Origin of the sequence: Pelagibius sp. (assembly GCF_965227505.1) — a bacterium.
GTDB lineage: Bacteria > Pseudomonadota > Alphaproteobacteria > Kiloniellales > Kiloniellaceae > Pelagibius.
Map to the genome: position 1 here is coordinate 4,340,331 of NZ_OZ245757.1, position 13,084 is coordinate 4,353,414.

Consider the following 13,084-nt stretch of genomic DNA (forward strand, 5'->3'; position numbering starts at 1 on the left):
GCGGCCGTTCGGGCCGATTCGGGGCTGCTTTCCTTTGGGCCCCCGATCCTCGGGAGCCACGTCCTTCCCATCGGGGCTAAGTGCTGCTGCTTTCCCAGAGTGCAATGCAGAGGCCCGAGAACAGCACCGGGCCGCTGGGCGCCGCAGGGGCTGCGCCGCTGCTTTCCAGCGTCACCATCAGCGACTCCGATGTCTTCACCGCGTTCCAGGCGTCCTCATCCAGGGGCCGGCCGGCCCGATCGTCGCCGGCCAGTTGCAGCAGGGGACGGATCGTGCCGCTGCCGCGCTCCACGGCCCAGATCTGGAAGACTTCGGCATCCGGCCTTTCCAGCGGGCGAACCGGCTTTACCGAAAGCCGCCAGGGGCCCTTGTAGGCGGTCACGACCAGGGCGGGTTGCTCGGCCGCGTCCTCCAGCACCGCCACATAGCTCGGCAGCACCTGCTCGGGCGCCGTCGCGGCGATCTGCTGCTGCTGTTGCTGTGCTGGTTGCGAGAGGATGAACCCGGCATAGCCGCCGACCAGCACCACCAGCACCGCCGCCGCCGCGCCAAAGGGGCGCCAGAAGGCAAGGCTGTCCCAGAAACTGGAGCGTTCAGCCTCGGCCTGCGGATCGATCCTTTTGCGCAGGGCGCGGAACACGCGCTCCGGCGGTTGCCGGGGCGGGGTGTCTTCGGTGAGCGGCGTCAGCCGATCCTCCCAGGCCTCGACCTTGTTGCGCAGCGCCGGGCGCGTGCGCATCAGGGTCTCAAATCGCCGCCGCGCCGGGCCCTGCAGGGCGCCGACCACATACTGGCTGGCGAGCGCTTCCTGCAGCTCCGGGTCGTCGTACCTCATTGATCCAAACACTCCCTGACCTTGATCAGCCCGCGGCGGATCCAGGTCTTCACGGTGCCGACCGGGCGTCCAATCCGGTTCGCCACCTCCGTGGGTGTATAACCCTGGTGGTATGACAGCAGGATGCAGTCCCGCTGTTCTTCCGTCAGACCGGAGAGACAGCCCAGCACGCGCTGCATCTCCTGGCTTGTCTCGGCCTGGGCCGCTGGGTTCTCGCCGCTCATTCGCCGGTCCTTTTCAGGACTCCATTCCTCTTCGGCGGCGCGATAGTCAGCCTTGCGCAAAAGATCCAGCGCCTGGTTGCGAACAACGTTTATCATCCAGGTCATCGGCCGCCCCCGGCCCGGATTGTAGCTGTCGGCATAGCGCCAGATCTTCATGTAGGCCTCCTGCAGAGCCTCCTCCGCCCAGGCCTCACGTTTCAATATACGAAAGGCGATGCCGAAGAGTTTCGCAGAAGTGGCTTCATAAAGATCCGCAAAGGCTGATTGGTCGCCCAAGCTGCAACGCGAGAGCAGGAGACCCAGTCGTTCCGAGGACTCGAAGCTCGCCTTCGGCTTCATTACGTTTACCCTAAAATAAGCGGGCCGCTCCGGCTTGCGGTCCGGCTGCCAGTCCTTGAAGTATGGCTGGCCGGGCCAAAGAGATCGACCACCATGTGCGCCGCACCCCGAAGGATCCGGCGGCGGCGGTCGATTTCAACGCATGCTTGGGGATTGCTGTCGGCCAGAGTGCACCCATGACGCGGCGACGTCGGGCAGGATCATAACGGCCGATTCGCCTGTCGAACCAGCATCAATCCTGCAAAGCTGGGTTGCGGCGCGGTGCTTGGAGCGATTTGGGCTTGGAGCGATTTGGGCTTGGAGCGTTTCGGCCGCCGGACCTCTCGGCATATGCCCGTTCTGCTAGAAATACTTTACAGTCCACACTCGCTAATCATATTGATCAGACATACTGTTGAAACAAACTATCCGTAACGTAAAGCTCATTACTCTGTTACACTAAGTTAAGGTCTGACGAATATTTTTTGGGTATTCATTGGCGAATTTCGTGGCGTCAGCTATACCCGAAGCCTAGTGGCTTTGGCATATAATACGGTGCGATTCGTGGGGTTTACCTAAGCAGACCGGCAGCCTTCCGCGCCGGGCGATTTGGATCATGGGTGTCAGATGACCGGGCTTTCTTCAGCTGCACCTCAGGGGGCTTCGTCCTCGCGGCTGACCAGAACCCGACGGCGTGCCGCACGCCGTCGCCGCGGCCTCCTGCTTCCGATCCTCATGCTTGCTGTGCTCACGCTGATGGCGGTTGCCTTTGCGCTCTACTGGGGTGCGCGGGAGCTCAACGACAGCCAGGCGCAGGCGCAGGAGTCTCTCGTTTCGGCCAGCCTGGATGCCCGGCGCGAGGCCTTCCGCCATCTGGTGGTGGACTATGCCTGGTGGGACGAGGCGATCTACGTTCTCGATGTGGGGCTCGACGAGCGCTGGGCGCGGGAGGAACTGGGCGCCTATCTGCTGGAGGCCTTTGGTGTCACCGGCATCTGGGTTCTTGGGCCGCAGAACCAGACAAAAATCGCTTTCCTGGACGGCGAGCCGTCGCGGGTGGATCTGTTCGATCAGCTGCCGGCGACGGTAAACGGGCTGCTGGACGCGGCCCGCCTGGGCCGCAGCATAGAAGCGGTGCCGCCGGCTGGCTTCGTTGTCGTCGGCGGACGCCTGCACATGGTTGGTGCCAGCATCATCTCGCCCTTTGCCCAGGTGGGTGACCCGCCCAGTCCGGAAACCGCGTCCCTGCTGGTTTTCATGCGCCCGCTGGACCAGGATTTTTTCAGCGCGCCGAGCCTGGCGAGCTTTCTGAAGGATGCCGGCTTTGCCGAAGGCCCGGCGGCCGAAGGGTTCCTGGATCACGAGATCCTCGGGTTCGACGGCCGGCCGATCGGCTGCATCTACTGGCGTAACCAGAGGCCGGGCGATGATCTGCTCTGGGGCGTCGCGCCGCTGCTGTTGGGCGCGCTTCTGGTTTTGGTCTTTCTTCTGGTGCTGACGGTACGACGGGTCGAGGCAGTGGTGTCGCACGAGGGGCGGCTTTCAGCCTCGCTCGATCATGAACGCCAGCGGCGCGAGGACAAGTCGCGCTTCGTTTCCATGGTTTCGCACGAGCTGCGGACACCGCTGCAGGCTGTGGGCGCCGCCGCGGACGCCCTGGACCGCTATGGCGGCCGCATGGGGCCCGCCGAGATGCGCGAGGAGGTGGAGACCATCCGCCGCGGTGTCGATGCCTTGGCTGGGCTGGTTGACGATGTCCTGCTCATCGGGAAGGTCGGCGGCGAGGGCAAGGTGCAGTCGATCGATCTGGCCCATCTCTGCTCGGCGGTCTGGCGAGAAGTCTCGACGGCTCTCAAGGCGCACCAGGAACTGCGGCTTTCGGACCGGATCGGCGCGCCGATTGAAAGCGGCGCCCAGGTCATGCTCCACACGGTTCTGTCGAACCTGCTGCAGAATGCGGTGAAGTACGCGCCGGAGGCGGAGGCGGTCGAGGTCACGCTGTCCAAAGGGCAGGGGCGCTATGAGATTTCGGTCCGGGATTTCGGGCCGGGTGTCCCCCGCGAAGAGCGCGAGGCCGTGTTCGAGCCCTACTGGCGTGCCGATCGCGTGCTGGAAACCTCCGGCGCCGGTCTGGGGCTGTCGGTTGCGCGGGCAGCGGCCCGTTCGATCGGCGGCGATCTGACCATCGAATCCGATGGCCTGGAGCGGGGAAGCCGATTCGTTCTGCGCTGGCCGTCCTGACGGCGCATCGTCCTCGCTGCCGCCCTCGCCGCTTCTGACGTCCCCCAAACTTGCGTTCGTGCCGGCATCGCGCGTGCCATGCCGACCCTGTTGACCCCGTTCCCTGTTGACCCCGTCCCCTATTTCGCCCCCTCACCAGTCGCCCTGTATCCGCGCGCGACCAGCAAGTTGCAGGAAAGTAACGTCAAGTTAACACTGATGGTAAATTCATTTTCCCAAATGAATTACGAATGACACGTTATGGGTGCATACGCGTTCAAAGTGTGCTCCCTCATGACACCGCTTACCACGCCGCCTACTCCTAAACCCGCACAATTCTGGGATTTTTGGGCAAGCCAGGCTCCCTGGCAGGTGAATCGTAGTCGATTCGTCTACGAATCTACCGCCTTTGCTCACGTTTAGGTTGTCACAGCGAAGTGAGTTGACGTACTAGTACAAATAATCAGAAATACTTAGGCTTTACAGCTTGACCCTGGATTTGATCGTAGGTTGACCGCCAGGCTGGGCGTTGGATCGAATTTTTACCATCTTTACGAGAGATTTTCCTTTGTCGTCTGCGGTACCTATAGAATATAATCACTTCGGGGTCATGGAATCATCGAAATGTAGGGTGAAATGATGCTTGCTCACGAAACACCAGTCGGGAAGGCTAGGCAGGCGCATCCCGTCGACGTTCATGTCGGCGGCCGCGTGAGGCTTCGTCGCGTCTTTCTGGGATATTCACAAGAAAAGCTGGCCAATGCGCTCGGCCTGACATTCCAGCAGATTCAAAAGTATGAGCGCGGAGCCAACCGTATTTCAGCGAGCAAGCTCTATGAGCTGTCTCGCATCCTAAGCGTGCCGGTCACCTACTTCTTTGAAGGTGTGGAGTCCGACGGCGAGGCGGTGGCGAACGGCGCCGACGCTGCGGCCGGCGGGGCCGGGGCTATTCATTCCTCTGATCCGGATTTCACCAATCAGCGGGAAACTCTGCAGTTGATCAGCTCCTACTATCGGATTCCGGACTCCAAGGTCCGCGCCGAGGTGCTATCCTTGTTGAAGACCTTGGGCAGAACGTCCGAAGGCTGAGCGTTTTCGACAGATCCTAGGGAGGGCATGGGGGACCTCGCGCAAGCGGCAATGGGTTGCCTCCCGCGATCGCGGGTCGCCCGCCTCCGCAAGGTGGCGGCCTCCGACCTTCTTTCTGTGCGCTTAGGCTGGCGCACTGCCCTGGCCGGTCAAGGCGGCCGGCCTCCTCATCGCGGCTTGTGGGGTTCTTCTCTCACGACGGCTTGGCGGGATCGGTCATGACCGGCCTGCCGATCGATCAGGTCGATGCCCTCAGCAGGGTGAAGACGACTGAGGAGATCGGCGGCCTTCTTCAGGGTTTGGTTGAGGCGCTCGGTTTTGCGGCCTACTCCTACGTTCATGTCCGACCGCCGCTGGGCAAGCGCATCCGCTCCTTCGTCCCGGCCGATTCGCCGAACGGGCGCGTGGTGCACGAGTTTCTCGCCACCTTCCCGGATTCCTGGATTGGGCACTATCTGGCGCGCGGCTATGGCGATATCGATCCGACTTTCCTTGCCGCAACCGGCACCACGCTGCCGTTTGACTGGCTGACCCTGACCGCACGGGGCGACCTCAGCAGCGGTCAGCGCCGGCTGTTGAACGAGGCCGAGGATTTCGGCCTGGGCCTTGGGGCGACCGTACCCATCCACGGTCCGGACAGCGGACTGTCGACCCTCAATGTTACCGCCCGCCAGGCCCAGCCGGCCTTCGAGGGAACATATCGGCAGTCCCGCCATGACCTCGTCTGGATCGCCGCCCAGGTTCACGAGGCTTTTCTGCGGCTTTCACAGGACGCGCCGGAAACGCAGCGCGTGCGCCTTACCGACCGCGAACGCGACTGCCTTTTGTGGACGGCGCGCGGGAAGACCGCTTGGGAGGTCGGCCAGATCCTCTCTATCTCCGAAGAGACGGTACTGTTCCACCTGAAGAACGGCACCCGCAAGCTGGGCGTCTTCTCAAAGCATCATGCCGTCGTCAAAGCGGTCATGAGCGGATACATCATCCCCTAACCATCTGATTTCAATAAGGAAGCGTGCTGCGCGGGGGGCGTTGCCCCTCCCGGCAGCTTCCTGCTGCGGGTTTCTCCCCCCCATTTCTGGGGGGCTGCGGATCGCATCGCGGCGCGCTGAAATCACGGCGTATTCGGGGCCTTCGAAGCAAGGCCTGCCGGGATCCGAAACCAGGGGGGGACCGCGCCGTGATCGACGTTGTAACGCCGGATTTCTACAGCGCTTACGCCAAGGATCTGAGGGCGATGTTTCAACAGCGCTTCCGCGTTTTCAGGCAGCGGCTGGGCTGGGACGTTTCTTCCGAGGCGGGTGAGGAGCGCGACGGCTTCGACACGCTCTATCCGACCTACCTGCTTGCCAGCGACCAGGACGGCGCGCTCGTCGGCAGTTGGCGGTTCCTGCCGACGACCGGTCCCTACATGCTGCGCGATGTTTTCCCGGAGCTCCTGGAAGGCGAGAAGGCGCCTTATCATCCGCTGGTCTGGGAGGGCAGCCGCTTTGCGGTGGAGGGCCGCAGCACCCGCGGGCGCACCAGCAGCGAGCTGCTCTGCGCGGTGACCGAGACCTGCCTGGCGATGGGCATCCGCGAACTCATCACCGTCTACGACGCCAGGATGGAGCGCCTGCTGCCACGGCTGGGCTGTCCGCCGCGCCGGCAGTCTGAAGGCAGACGCATCGGCAAGGAAATCGCCTTCGCCGGCCGCTTTGACATGACCCATGCAACGCTGGCGAACCTGCGCGCGGTTGCCGGCATTCGCGGCTCGGTCATCCGCAACGCCTTCGCCCTGGAACAGCAGGCCGTCGCCTAGGCCGGGACGGGACCCGGGTGCGGAGCCAGACACTTTGATGAGAGACTTTTTTGGAGAGTGCAATGAGTAAGAATGAGATGCCGATTGAGCTGAGGCTCTGCGATCCTCTTCAGGATGCCGAGGCCATCAAGCGATGCCTCGATTACCTGAGGATCGAAGCCAAACGCACAGGGCTTTCCTTTGCCGCCCACCTGATCGGAGTCGCTGCGGAGGCCGTCGAGGACTCGATCGCGCTGACCGAGAAGTCGGTGGCTCAGGTGGAGCGCAAAGACGCCAAGCCGGTGCCCGACGTTTCCAACGTCCCATCGACGCAGCGCCACTAGACCGGCGCGGCTGCCGCTCCGCGCCCTGACTTCCCATGCGCCGCCCGTCCGGCGCTTTTCATCCGGCGTGTCGGTCACGCTCCGGAAAGCGGACCGCTCGTCCGCGGACTGGCTGGTGACGGCGTTTCACGCCCGGGTCCGGACCAACAGGAGATCTGCACCATGAGCCTTGTCGTCGATCGTTGCGAAGGGTTTGGAGATCTTGACCGCGGGTCCGCCGTTCCGGCCTTGAAGGGACTGCCGCTGCTGGGCCTCGCGCCGGCACTGCGCCGCGATCCGCTGCGCTTCTTCACGCGGGTGGCCGCGGACCATGGCGATGCGGTCTGGTTGCACCTGGGACCGGACCGGGTCCTGATGGTGAACGACCCAGCGATGATCCGTCACGTTCTGCAGGACAATCGCCCGAACTACGTGAAGAGCCGCTTCTACGACATGATGCGGCCGGTTCTGGGCGAAGGCATCTTTCTGGCCGAGGGCGATGACTGGCTGGGGCAGCGCAAGACCGCGCTGCGCAGCTTTCAGGGTTGCCAGCTGCGCCGCATGACCGCGGCGATGCAGGATGCGGTCGACGACATGCTGCAGCGCTGGCAACTGCCCGCGGCCCGGGGCGAGGCGCTCGACGTTGTGCCGGAGATGATGCGGCTGACCCTGGACATTCTGATGCGCACCCTGTTCTCCGTCCGGCTGGACGGTGACCACGAAGAGGTCTTTCAGGCCATGACCGTTGTGCTGCGCGACGCGGAGCGCCGCGTCTGGTCGCCGTTTCAGATGCCCCGCTGGCTGCCGACGGCGCGCAACCGGTCGGTGGCGAAGGCGCTCGCCGTCCTCGACCGCTTTGTCTACACCATGATCGCAGAGCGGCGTCGCGCCGGCGCAGAGGAACGCCGGGACAGCGAAGACGCAGGCGGCGATCTGTTGGACCTGCTTCTGGCCGCGCAGGGCCAGGACACCGACAGGAAACTGCGAGACCAGATCCTGTCGATGGTTCTCGCCGGTCACGAGACCACGGCCAATGCCTTGGCGTGGTGCTGGTACCTGCTGTCCCTGCACCCGGAATCCCTTCGCCGCGTCACGGCCGAGGCGGAGGCTCTGCCCGCGGGGCGCCCGCCGGCCTTCGCCGAGCTGGCCGGGCTGACCTATACGCGCTGCGTCTTCGACGAGGCCTTGCGGCTTTATCCTCCGCTCTGGACCTTCTCGCGCACGGCGCTTGCCGAAGACGAAATCGCCGGGCTGCCGGTTGCGGCCGGGACGAACGTCATGCTGAACGTGTTTGCCGTCCACCGCCGGCCGGAGCTTTGGGACAACCCGGAAGGCTTCGATCCGGCGCGCTTCGATCCCGAGACCGGCGACCCGCGCCGCCGCTTCGCATACTTTCCCTTCAGCGACGGACCGCGCAGCTGTCTTGGCGAGCGCTTTGCGGTTCTCGAATCCCTCATCGCCATCAGTTCGGTGGTGCGCCGCTTCGACCTGCACCTGCTTCCGGGGCAGGACGTCAGGCCGGAGCCGATGATCACGCTCAGGCCCCAGGGCCTCAAGATGCGGCCCTTTGCACGGACGGCTTAGGGTTATGCCCGCGCCCGTCTTGGTGATCCTGATCTATCTGATCGGGTTGGGTATCGTTTATCCGGCGCTGCCCTTCCAGGCCCTGGCCTTGGGAGCGAGCCCGCTTCAGGTGTCGATGATCCTGGTCACCGATACGGCCATGGTGCTGCTGCTGGCGCCGCTGTTCGGGCGCCTGAGCGACCGCTTCGGCCGACGCGGCGTGACCTGCCTGGCACTGGCGACCGCCCCCTTTGCCTATCTCCTGATGGCCTATGCCGACTCGCTGCTGATGCTCTTTGCGGCGCGGGCCCTCGCAGGCGTCAGCAACGCGGCGGTGCCGGTGATCCAGGCGCTCATGGCCGACAGCACCTGTCCGAAGCGCCGCGTGCACGGGATGGCCAACGTGAATTCCGCCTTCGCCCTCGCCTTTATCGTCGGGCCGCTGCTCAGCCGCAGCTGGCTGCTGGGGCCAGAGGGCGACGACTATCAGGCGGGCGCCCTGGGTGGCGCGGGCTTTGCCGTTTTGGCGGTTGTCCTGGCTGTCCTCCTGCTGCGGGAGGTCCGCCAGCCGGGGCAGGCCGGAGCCGCTGTCCGGTTCGCCAGCTCGCGGGCAGGCCTCCTGAAGGTTCCGCAGAGGCTGTTTCTGGCGCCTTTGCTGTTGGGGCCCATCGTGATCATGGCGCTTCTGGCCTTCGCCTATGCGGCGATGGAAGCGACGCTGGGCCTGTGGTCGGACCGGGTGCTCGCGTGGCGCGCATCCGACGTCGCCCTGGGGTTCATCTGCGCCGGCGTGGCCGCCCTGTTCAGTCTCTGGGTTCTGATTCCGCTGCTCTGCCGGCGCATCGGCGAGGAAGCCGTCGCCGCCGCTTCGTCCCTCGCCATGGTCTTCGGCTTGTTGCTCTTCGCCTTCTGGCCCGGCGACCTTGCGATTGCCTTTGCGATGATGCTTCTGGGCGCCGGCGTTGCGACGAGCCTTTCCTGCCTGCAGGCTCTTCTGTCCAAGGCGGCACCGGCTTCGGCGCAGGGGGCGGTGCTGGGCGTCAATCACGCCGTTCTCAGCATTGCGCGCATTCTGGGGCCGATCTGGGGCGGGTTTGCCCTCGGCAGTCTCGGGACAAGCTGGCCGCATCTCTCCGGCGCCGTTCTCGTTGTCAGTGCGCTGATCGCCTTGATCCTGCTGTACAGGCCGCGCGCGCAGCCCCAGGCACAGCTCCAGCCCCAACCCCAGCCTCAACCCCAGCCCCAGTCCCAACAACGTCAGACATCCCTGCTTTGAGAGGAGGCAAAGATGAACGTTGCCAGTTTCCTCGATGCCACTGCCACCCGAACGCCGGCGGCAACGGCCGTGGTCCACGACGGCAGGCGCTACAGCTACAGGCAGGTGGTGAGGGAGGCCAACAGGGTTGCCAACGGTCTGCAGGCCGAAGGCTTCGGCCCCGGCAGCCGCATCGCCCTTGCCTGCAACAACAGGCCCGGGTTTCTGGCCGCCTACTACGGCATCCTCAAGATCGGCGCGGTTGCCGTCGTGCTCAGCACGACGCTCAGAGAACGGGACATCCGCTTCCAGCTTGAAGACTCCGGTGCCGAGGCCCTGCTCTGCTTTGAGGGTTGCGGCGACCGGGCCTATGCCGATGAAGCCCTGCCGGCAGCCGATGCCGCGCCGCACTGCGCCAAGGTCTGGGTCATTCCCGCCCGTCCCGAGGCAGCCTCTACGGTGGCGGGCTATCCCGCCCTTGCCGATCTGACGGCCGGTCAGTCAGACCGCTGCGCCACGCGCAGCTACGCAGCTCAGGAGACGGCCGTCATCCTCTACACCTCCGGCTCGACGGGGCGTCCCAAGGGCGTCGAACTCACCCAGTCGAACCTCATCGAGATGGTGCGGATCAACCGCGGCCTCGCGGCGCCGGCGGCCACCGCCGTGCGGCTGGTTTCGACGCCGCTGTTCCACGTGATGGGCCAGATCTGCGGCATGAACCTGGCGGTTCTCAACGGCGAGACCATGGTGCTGGTAGAGCGCTTCGATCCCGCCCTGATCTGGCGCCTCATTGTCGAAGAGGCGGCGACCTACTTCGTCCATATGCCGATCTTCTACCGCTACCTGCTGGAGCGCGCTGATGCGGTGGACACTGCCGCGGTGCGGCGCAGCCTGCGCCTCTGTGCGACCGGTGGCGCGCCGCTGCAGGACGATCTCCGCACCGCCTTCCAGGCGCGCTTCGGTCTCCCCCTGGTTCCCGGCTACGGCCTGACCGAGGTGACGTCGATCGTGGCCTGGGGGGCGGATATGCCGCTGCCACGGGCAACCACTGTCGGGAAGGTGGTGCCCGGTGTCGAAGCGGTCGTCGCCGACGGGGCCGGCAGGGCGCTGGCGCCGGGTGAGGAGGGCGAGATTCTGGTGCGCGGGCCCGGGGTGATGAAGCGCTACCTCAATCTGCCTGACGTGACAGGGACCCGTCTCAGGCACGGCTGGTTCCACACCGGCGACATCGGACGCTTCGACGGCTTCGGCCGGCTCGACGTTCTCGGGCGCGTTGACGACAAGATCCTGCGCGGCGAGGAGCATATCTACCCGGCCGAGGTGGAAACGGCGCTCAAAGGCCATCCGGCGGTCCGCGAGGCGGCGGTCATCGGGATTCCCGACGACGTTCTGGGTCAGGAGGCGAAGACCTTTGTGGTGCTCAAGGAAGGCTGCGCCCTCAGCGGCGGCGACCTGCTCGGCTGGCTGGCACGGACGCTGCCCGACGGCAAGTGTCCGGGTCTGCTACAGTTTCAAGAGAGCCTGCCGCTGACCCCGACAGGCAAGGTCGCGCGCCACCTGTTGCGCTAGCGCTCCCGGCGGCTGGCCGGCGATGCTAACGGATTGTACACCATCGCTGGCTAGCCTGCGGTCCGTATACCACTTCCGTCCGTCCGCACCCGTCATCCAGACAGGGCATCATGGTAAACCGCAGCTTTACCGTCCGAGGGAAAGAGCGCCGCCGCGACCGCCGCCGGCGGCTTCAGCTTTCCGCAGAGATCGACGGCCATGCCGTCTCTCTGGTGGACATTTCCATTGCCGGCTTCGGGGCTGCGGTCGATGCAACGGACCGGGCAGCGCCAAAGCTGCCGCTCGGCCACCGCGGGCGGCTCGACATCTGGCTGTCGGATGGCCGGCGCATGCGCCTGGAGATAGAGATCGGGCGCGAGGTGGGCCCGGACGGCATGTTTGGCGGCCGCTTCCTCGATATCTCCGACGAGAACTTCCGGCTCATCGAAGCGATCCTGCTGGGCCGCGAGCATCTCGTCTAGAACGGATCCAGCAAGCCCGCTTCACTCTTACGGATGGAGCGGTGCGTTTTCCTCACACGGTTCTCGAAGAGGGGCATGACGGCCGGTCACGCTGTCTTTGACAGCGAGCCTGTCGAACCGGCTCAGTCGGTCTGCGCGACCTGGGTCGGGGCCGGTGCGGGCTTGCGCGAATAGAAGATGTGGAGGCCGATCTTGGGGCCCCGCACGAAGGCCTTGCGCCAGGACGGGCTCACATAGTCGGCGTGATACCAAAGCGCACCGCCAGTGTTGTCGCTGACACGGCCCCAGTAGACCTTGCTGGCCAGGCGCTCGCTCTCGGCCCAGGCGGTCATGTCGGTGACGAGATCCTCCTTGCCGTCGCAGTACCAGGAGAACTGGCACTTGTGCAGCACCTCGGCCGTGCCGTCGCGCACGACGTCGCAGACCGTCTCCGGGAAATTGCGGGAGGCGACGCGGTTCATCACCACATGGGCGACCGCCAGCTGGCCTTCCAGCGGCTCGCTGCGGGCCTCGAAGTAGATGTTCTGCGCCAGGCAGGTCAGCTCATCGCGCAGGTTGCCCGGGTCGGGCGTGTAGACGCTGGCGAGCTGCTCCTCCAGATCCAGCTGGCGGAGACCGACCTGGCGGATAAAGAAGAAGTCGGGGTCGATGTCCTTGACGTCGACGGGAATGAAGCTCTGGGCGGTCACCCGGGTCCAGGCGCTCTCTGTGCTGTCGCTGGTCGCCACATGGGCAAGCGCGGCGCCCGCGATCACACAGGCGATGGGTGCCGACACCGCAGAACAGACCGCCCCGGCGGAAAGACCGCGCAGGTTGAAGCCCAGCTTCGCCCCGGCTTTCACCCAGCCCCGGCGCGCGCGGGCAAGCCAGCGCTTCCGGTTGGGCCACCGAGGGGCCGATATGGCTTCACTGCGACTCATTGTCTGTCCTGTACCCTGTGAACGCGGCGCGGTCTGCGCTCTGTCGTGGTGGGGCGGGCGATGGTTTACCGAAGGCCGTGCTTCGGCCTCTCCCTTCCCTTGTACGCTTAACCGCTAGTAAAGGTTTACACAATCTTAACATCGCATATCAAGAACTTTCGCCAAAAGTTTGAGATAAATTTGCCACATTTTCTAGTAAAATTAACTATTAATGCCGAATATCTTTGAAAACAGCTTTGTATTGATGAGAAAGAAAATTTCGTTCTGAGTATTTTTATTTGGATAAGAAAACTTTTTCTCGATTTTCTGTGTTGGTATTCTGATATTGCTGAAAGGATAACTAAACAAACGCCTGGCGATTACATCACCTTTCGCCAGCGCAAAAGAGGACTCGCGGCGCAATCTACTGGCCGCCGGCCTGCCGGATCTTTCGCCCGGGCGAGGCGTTAACCATTGAATATTGGAGTCTGAAACAACCGTAGCGCCGCCCGGCGGGCCGGTGGGCCTCTGTGTCAACCGTAGGGCGCCCG

Annotated in this window: 13 protein-coding genes; 9 read left to right on the top strand and 4 right to left on the bottom strand. The window is 64.4% G+C overall.

Annotation, left to right across the window (positions count from 1 at the left end):
• Positions 1 to 76 precede the first annotated feature (76 nt).
• Positions 77 to 835 carry an anti-sigma factor gene (locus ACO06P_RS20475; protein ID WP_420347078.1) on the bottom strand — a complete coding sequence of 253 codons (759 nt, stop codon included), beginning with the start codon at positions 833 to 835 and terminating at the stop codon, positions 77 to 79.
• Positions 832 to 1,398 (bottom strand): sigma-70 family RNA polymerase sigma factor, encoded by a 567-nt coding sequence (locus tag ACO06P_RS20480; protein ID WP_420347079.1) that lies wholly within the window; start codon positions 1,396 to 1,398, stop codon positions 832 to 834. Before ACO06P_RS20480 ends, ACO06P_RS20475 begins: the two co-directional genes overlap by 4 nt.
• 714 nt (positions 1,399 to 2,112) lie before the next feature.
• Here ACO06P_RS20480 and ACO06P_RS20485 point away from each other — a divergent pair.
• From ACO06P_RS20485 to ACO06P_RS20525, 9 genes are all read left to right on the top strand, one after another.
• Complete coding sequence (locus ACO06P_RS20485; protein WP_420347080.1) at positions 2,113 to 3,618, top strand: ATP-binding protein; 1,506 nt, start codon at positions 2,113 to 2,115, stop codon at positions 3,616 to 3,618.
• Between the two features lie 615 nt (positions 3,619 to 4,233).
• The gene (locus tag ACO06P_RS20490; protein ID WP_420347081.1) at positions 4,234 to 4,686 is read left to right on the top strand and encodes a helix-turn-helix domain-containing protein; all 453 of its coding nucleotides are present in this window, start codon (positions 4,234 to 4,236) and stop codon (positions 4,684 to 4,686) included.
• A gap of 218 nt (positions 4,687 to 4,904) precedes the next feature.
• A complete protein-coding gene (locus ACO06P_RS20495) occupies positions 4,905 to 5,675 on the top strand; it encodes a helix-turn-helix transcriptional regulator (protein WP_420347082.1) in 771 nt (256 codons plus the stop codon).
• 188 nt (positions 5,676 to 5,863) lie between these two features.
• A complete protein-coding gene (locus tag ACO06P_RS20500; protein WP_420347083.1) occupies positions 5,864 to 6,484 on the top strand; it encodes an acyl-homoserine-lactone synthase in 621 nt (206 codons plus the stop codon).
• 62 nt (positions 6,485 to 6,546) lie between these two features.
• Positions 6,547 to 6,807 carry a hypothetical protein gene (locus tag ACO06P_RS20505; RefSeq protein WP_420347084.1) on the top strand — a complete coding sequence of 87 codons (261 nt, stop codon included), beginning with the start codon at positions 6,547 to 6,549 and terminating at the stop codon, positions 6,805 to 6,807.
• 162 nt (positions 6,808 to 6,969) lie between these two features.
• Positions 6,970 to 8,370 carry a cytochrome P450 gene (locus ACO06P_RS20510; RefSeq protein WP_420347085.1) on the top strand — a complete coding sequence of 467 codons (1,401 nt, stop codon included), beginning with the start codon at positions 6,970 to 6,972 and terminating at the stop codon, positions 8,368 to 8,370.
• Positions 8,371 to 8,374: 4 nt separating this feature from the next.
• A complete protein-coding gene (locus tag ACO06P_RS20515; protein ID WP_420347086.1) occupies positions 8,375 to 9,625 on the top strand; it encodes an MFS transporter in 1,251 nt (416 codons plus the stop codon).
• A gap of 12 nt (positions 9,626 to 9,637) precedes the next feature.
• A complete protein-coding gene (locus ACO06P_RS20520; RefSeq protein ID WP_420347087.1) occupies positions 9,638 to 11,173 on the top strand; it encodes a class I adenylate-forming enzyme family protein in 1,536 nt (511 codons plus the stop codon).
• Positions 11,174 to 11,283: 110 nt separating this feature from the next.
• Complete coding sequence (locus tag ACO06P_RS20525; protein WP_420347088.1) at positions 11,284 to 11,634, top strand: PilZ domain-containing protein; 351 nt, start codon at positions 11,284 to 11,286, stop codon at positions 11,632 to 11,634.
• 122 nt (positions 11,635 to 11,756) lie between these two features.
• On the opposite strand, the gene ACO06P_RS20530 is transcribed toward ACO06P_RS20525, so the two are convergent.
• On the bottom strand, positions 11,757 to 12,554 hold the full coding sequence (locus ACO06P_RS20530) for a cell wall hydrolase (protein ID WP_420347089.1): 798 nt from the start codon (positions 12,552 to 12,554) through the stop codon (positions 11,757 to 11,759).
• Between the two features lie 201 nt (positions 12,555 to 12,755).
• Positions 12,756 to 13,070 (bottom strand): hypothetical protein, encoded by a 315-nt coding sequence (locus ACO06P_RS20535; protein WP_420347090.1) that lies wholly within the window; start codon positions 13,068 to 13,070, stop codon positions 12,756 to 12,758.
• Positions 13,071 to 13,084 lie beyond the last annotated feature (14 nt).

What these genes read in the sequence shown, in the direction of transcription:
- ACO06P_RS20475 (WP_420347078.1), bottom strand. Translation starts at nt 835, where the DNA reads ATGAGGTACGACGACCCGGAGCTGCAGGAAGCGCTCGCCAGCCAGTAT.
- ACO06P_RS20480 (WP_420347079.1), bottom strand. Translation starts at nt 1,398, where the DNA reads ATGAAGCCGAAGGCGAGCTTCGAGTCCTCGGAACGACTGGGTCTCCTG.
- ACO06P_RS20485 (WP_420347080.1), top strand. Translation starts at nt 2,113, where the DNA reads ATGCTTGCTGTGCTCACGCTGATGGCGGTTGCCTTTGCGCTCTACTGG.
- ACO06P_RS20490 (WP_420347081.1), top strand. Translation starts at nt 4,234, where the DNA reads ATGATGCTTGCTCACGAAACACCAGTCGGGAAGGCTAGGCAGGCGCAT.
- ACO06P_RS20495 (WP_420347082.1), top strand. Translation starts at nt 4,905, where the DNA reads ATGACCGGCCTGCCGATCGATCAGGTCGATGCCCTCAGCAGGGTGAAG.
- ACO06P_RS20505 (WP_420347084.1), top strand. Translation starts at nt 6,547, where the DNA reads ATGAGTAAGAATGAGATGCCGATTGAGCTGAGGCTCTGCGATCCTCTT.
- ACO06P_RS20510 (WP_420347085.1), top strand. Translation starts at nt 6,970, where the DNA reads ATGAGCCTTGTCGTCGATCGTTGCGAAGGGTTTGGAGATCTTGACCGC.
- ACO06P_RS20515 (WP_420347086.1), top strand. Translation starts at nt 8,375, where the DNA reads ATGCCCGCGCCCGTCTTGGTGATCCTGATCTATCTGATCGGGTTGGGT.
- ACO06P_RS20520 (WP_420347087.1), top strand. Translation starts at nt 9,638, where the DNA reads ATGAACGTTGCCAGTTTCCTCGATGCCACTGCCACCCGAACGCCGGCG.
- ACO06P_RS20525 (WP_420347088.1), top strand. Translation starts at nt 11,284, where the DNA reads ATGGTAAACCGCAGCTTTACCGTCCGAGGGAAAGAGCGCCGCCGCGAC.
- ACO06P_RS20530 (WP_420347089.1), bottom strand. Translation starts at nt 12,554, where the DNA reads ATGAGTCGCAGTGAAGCCATATCGGCCCCTCGGTGGCCCAACCGGAAG.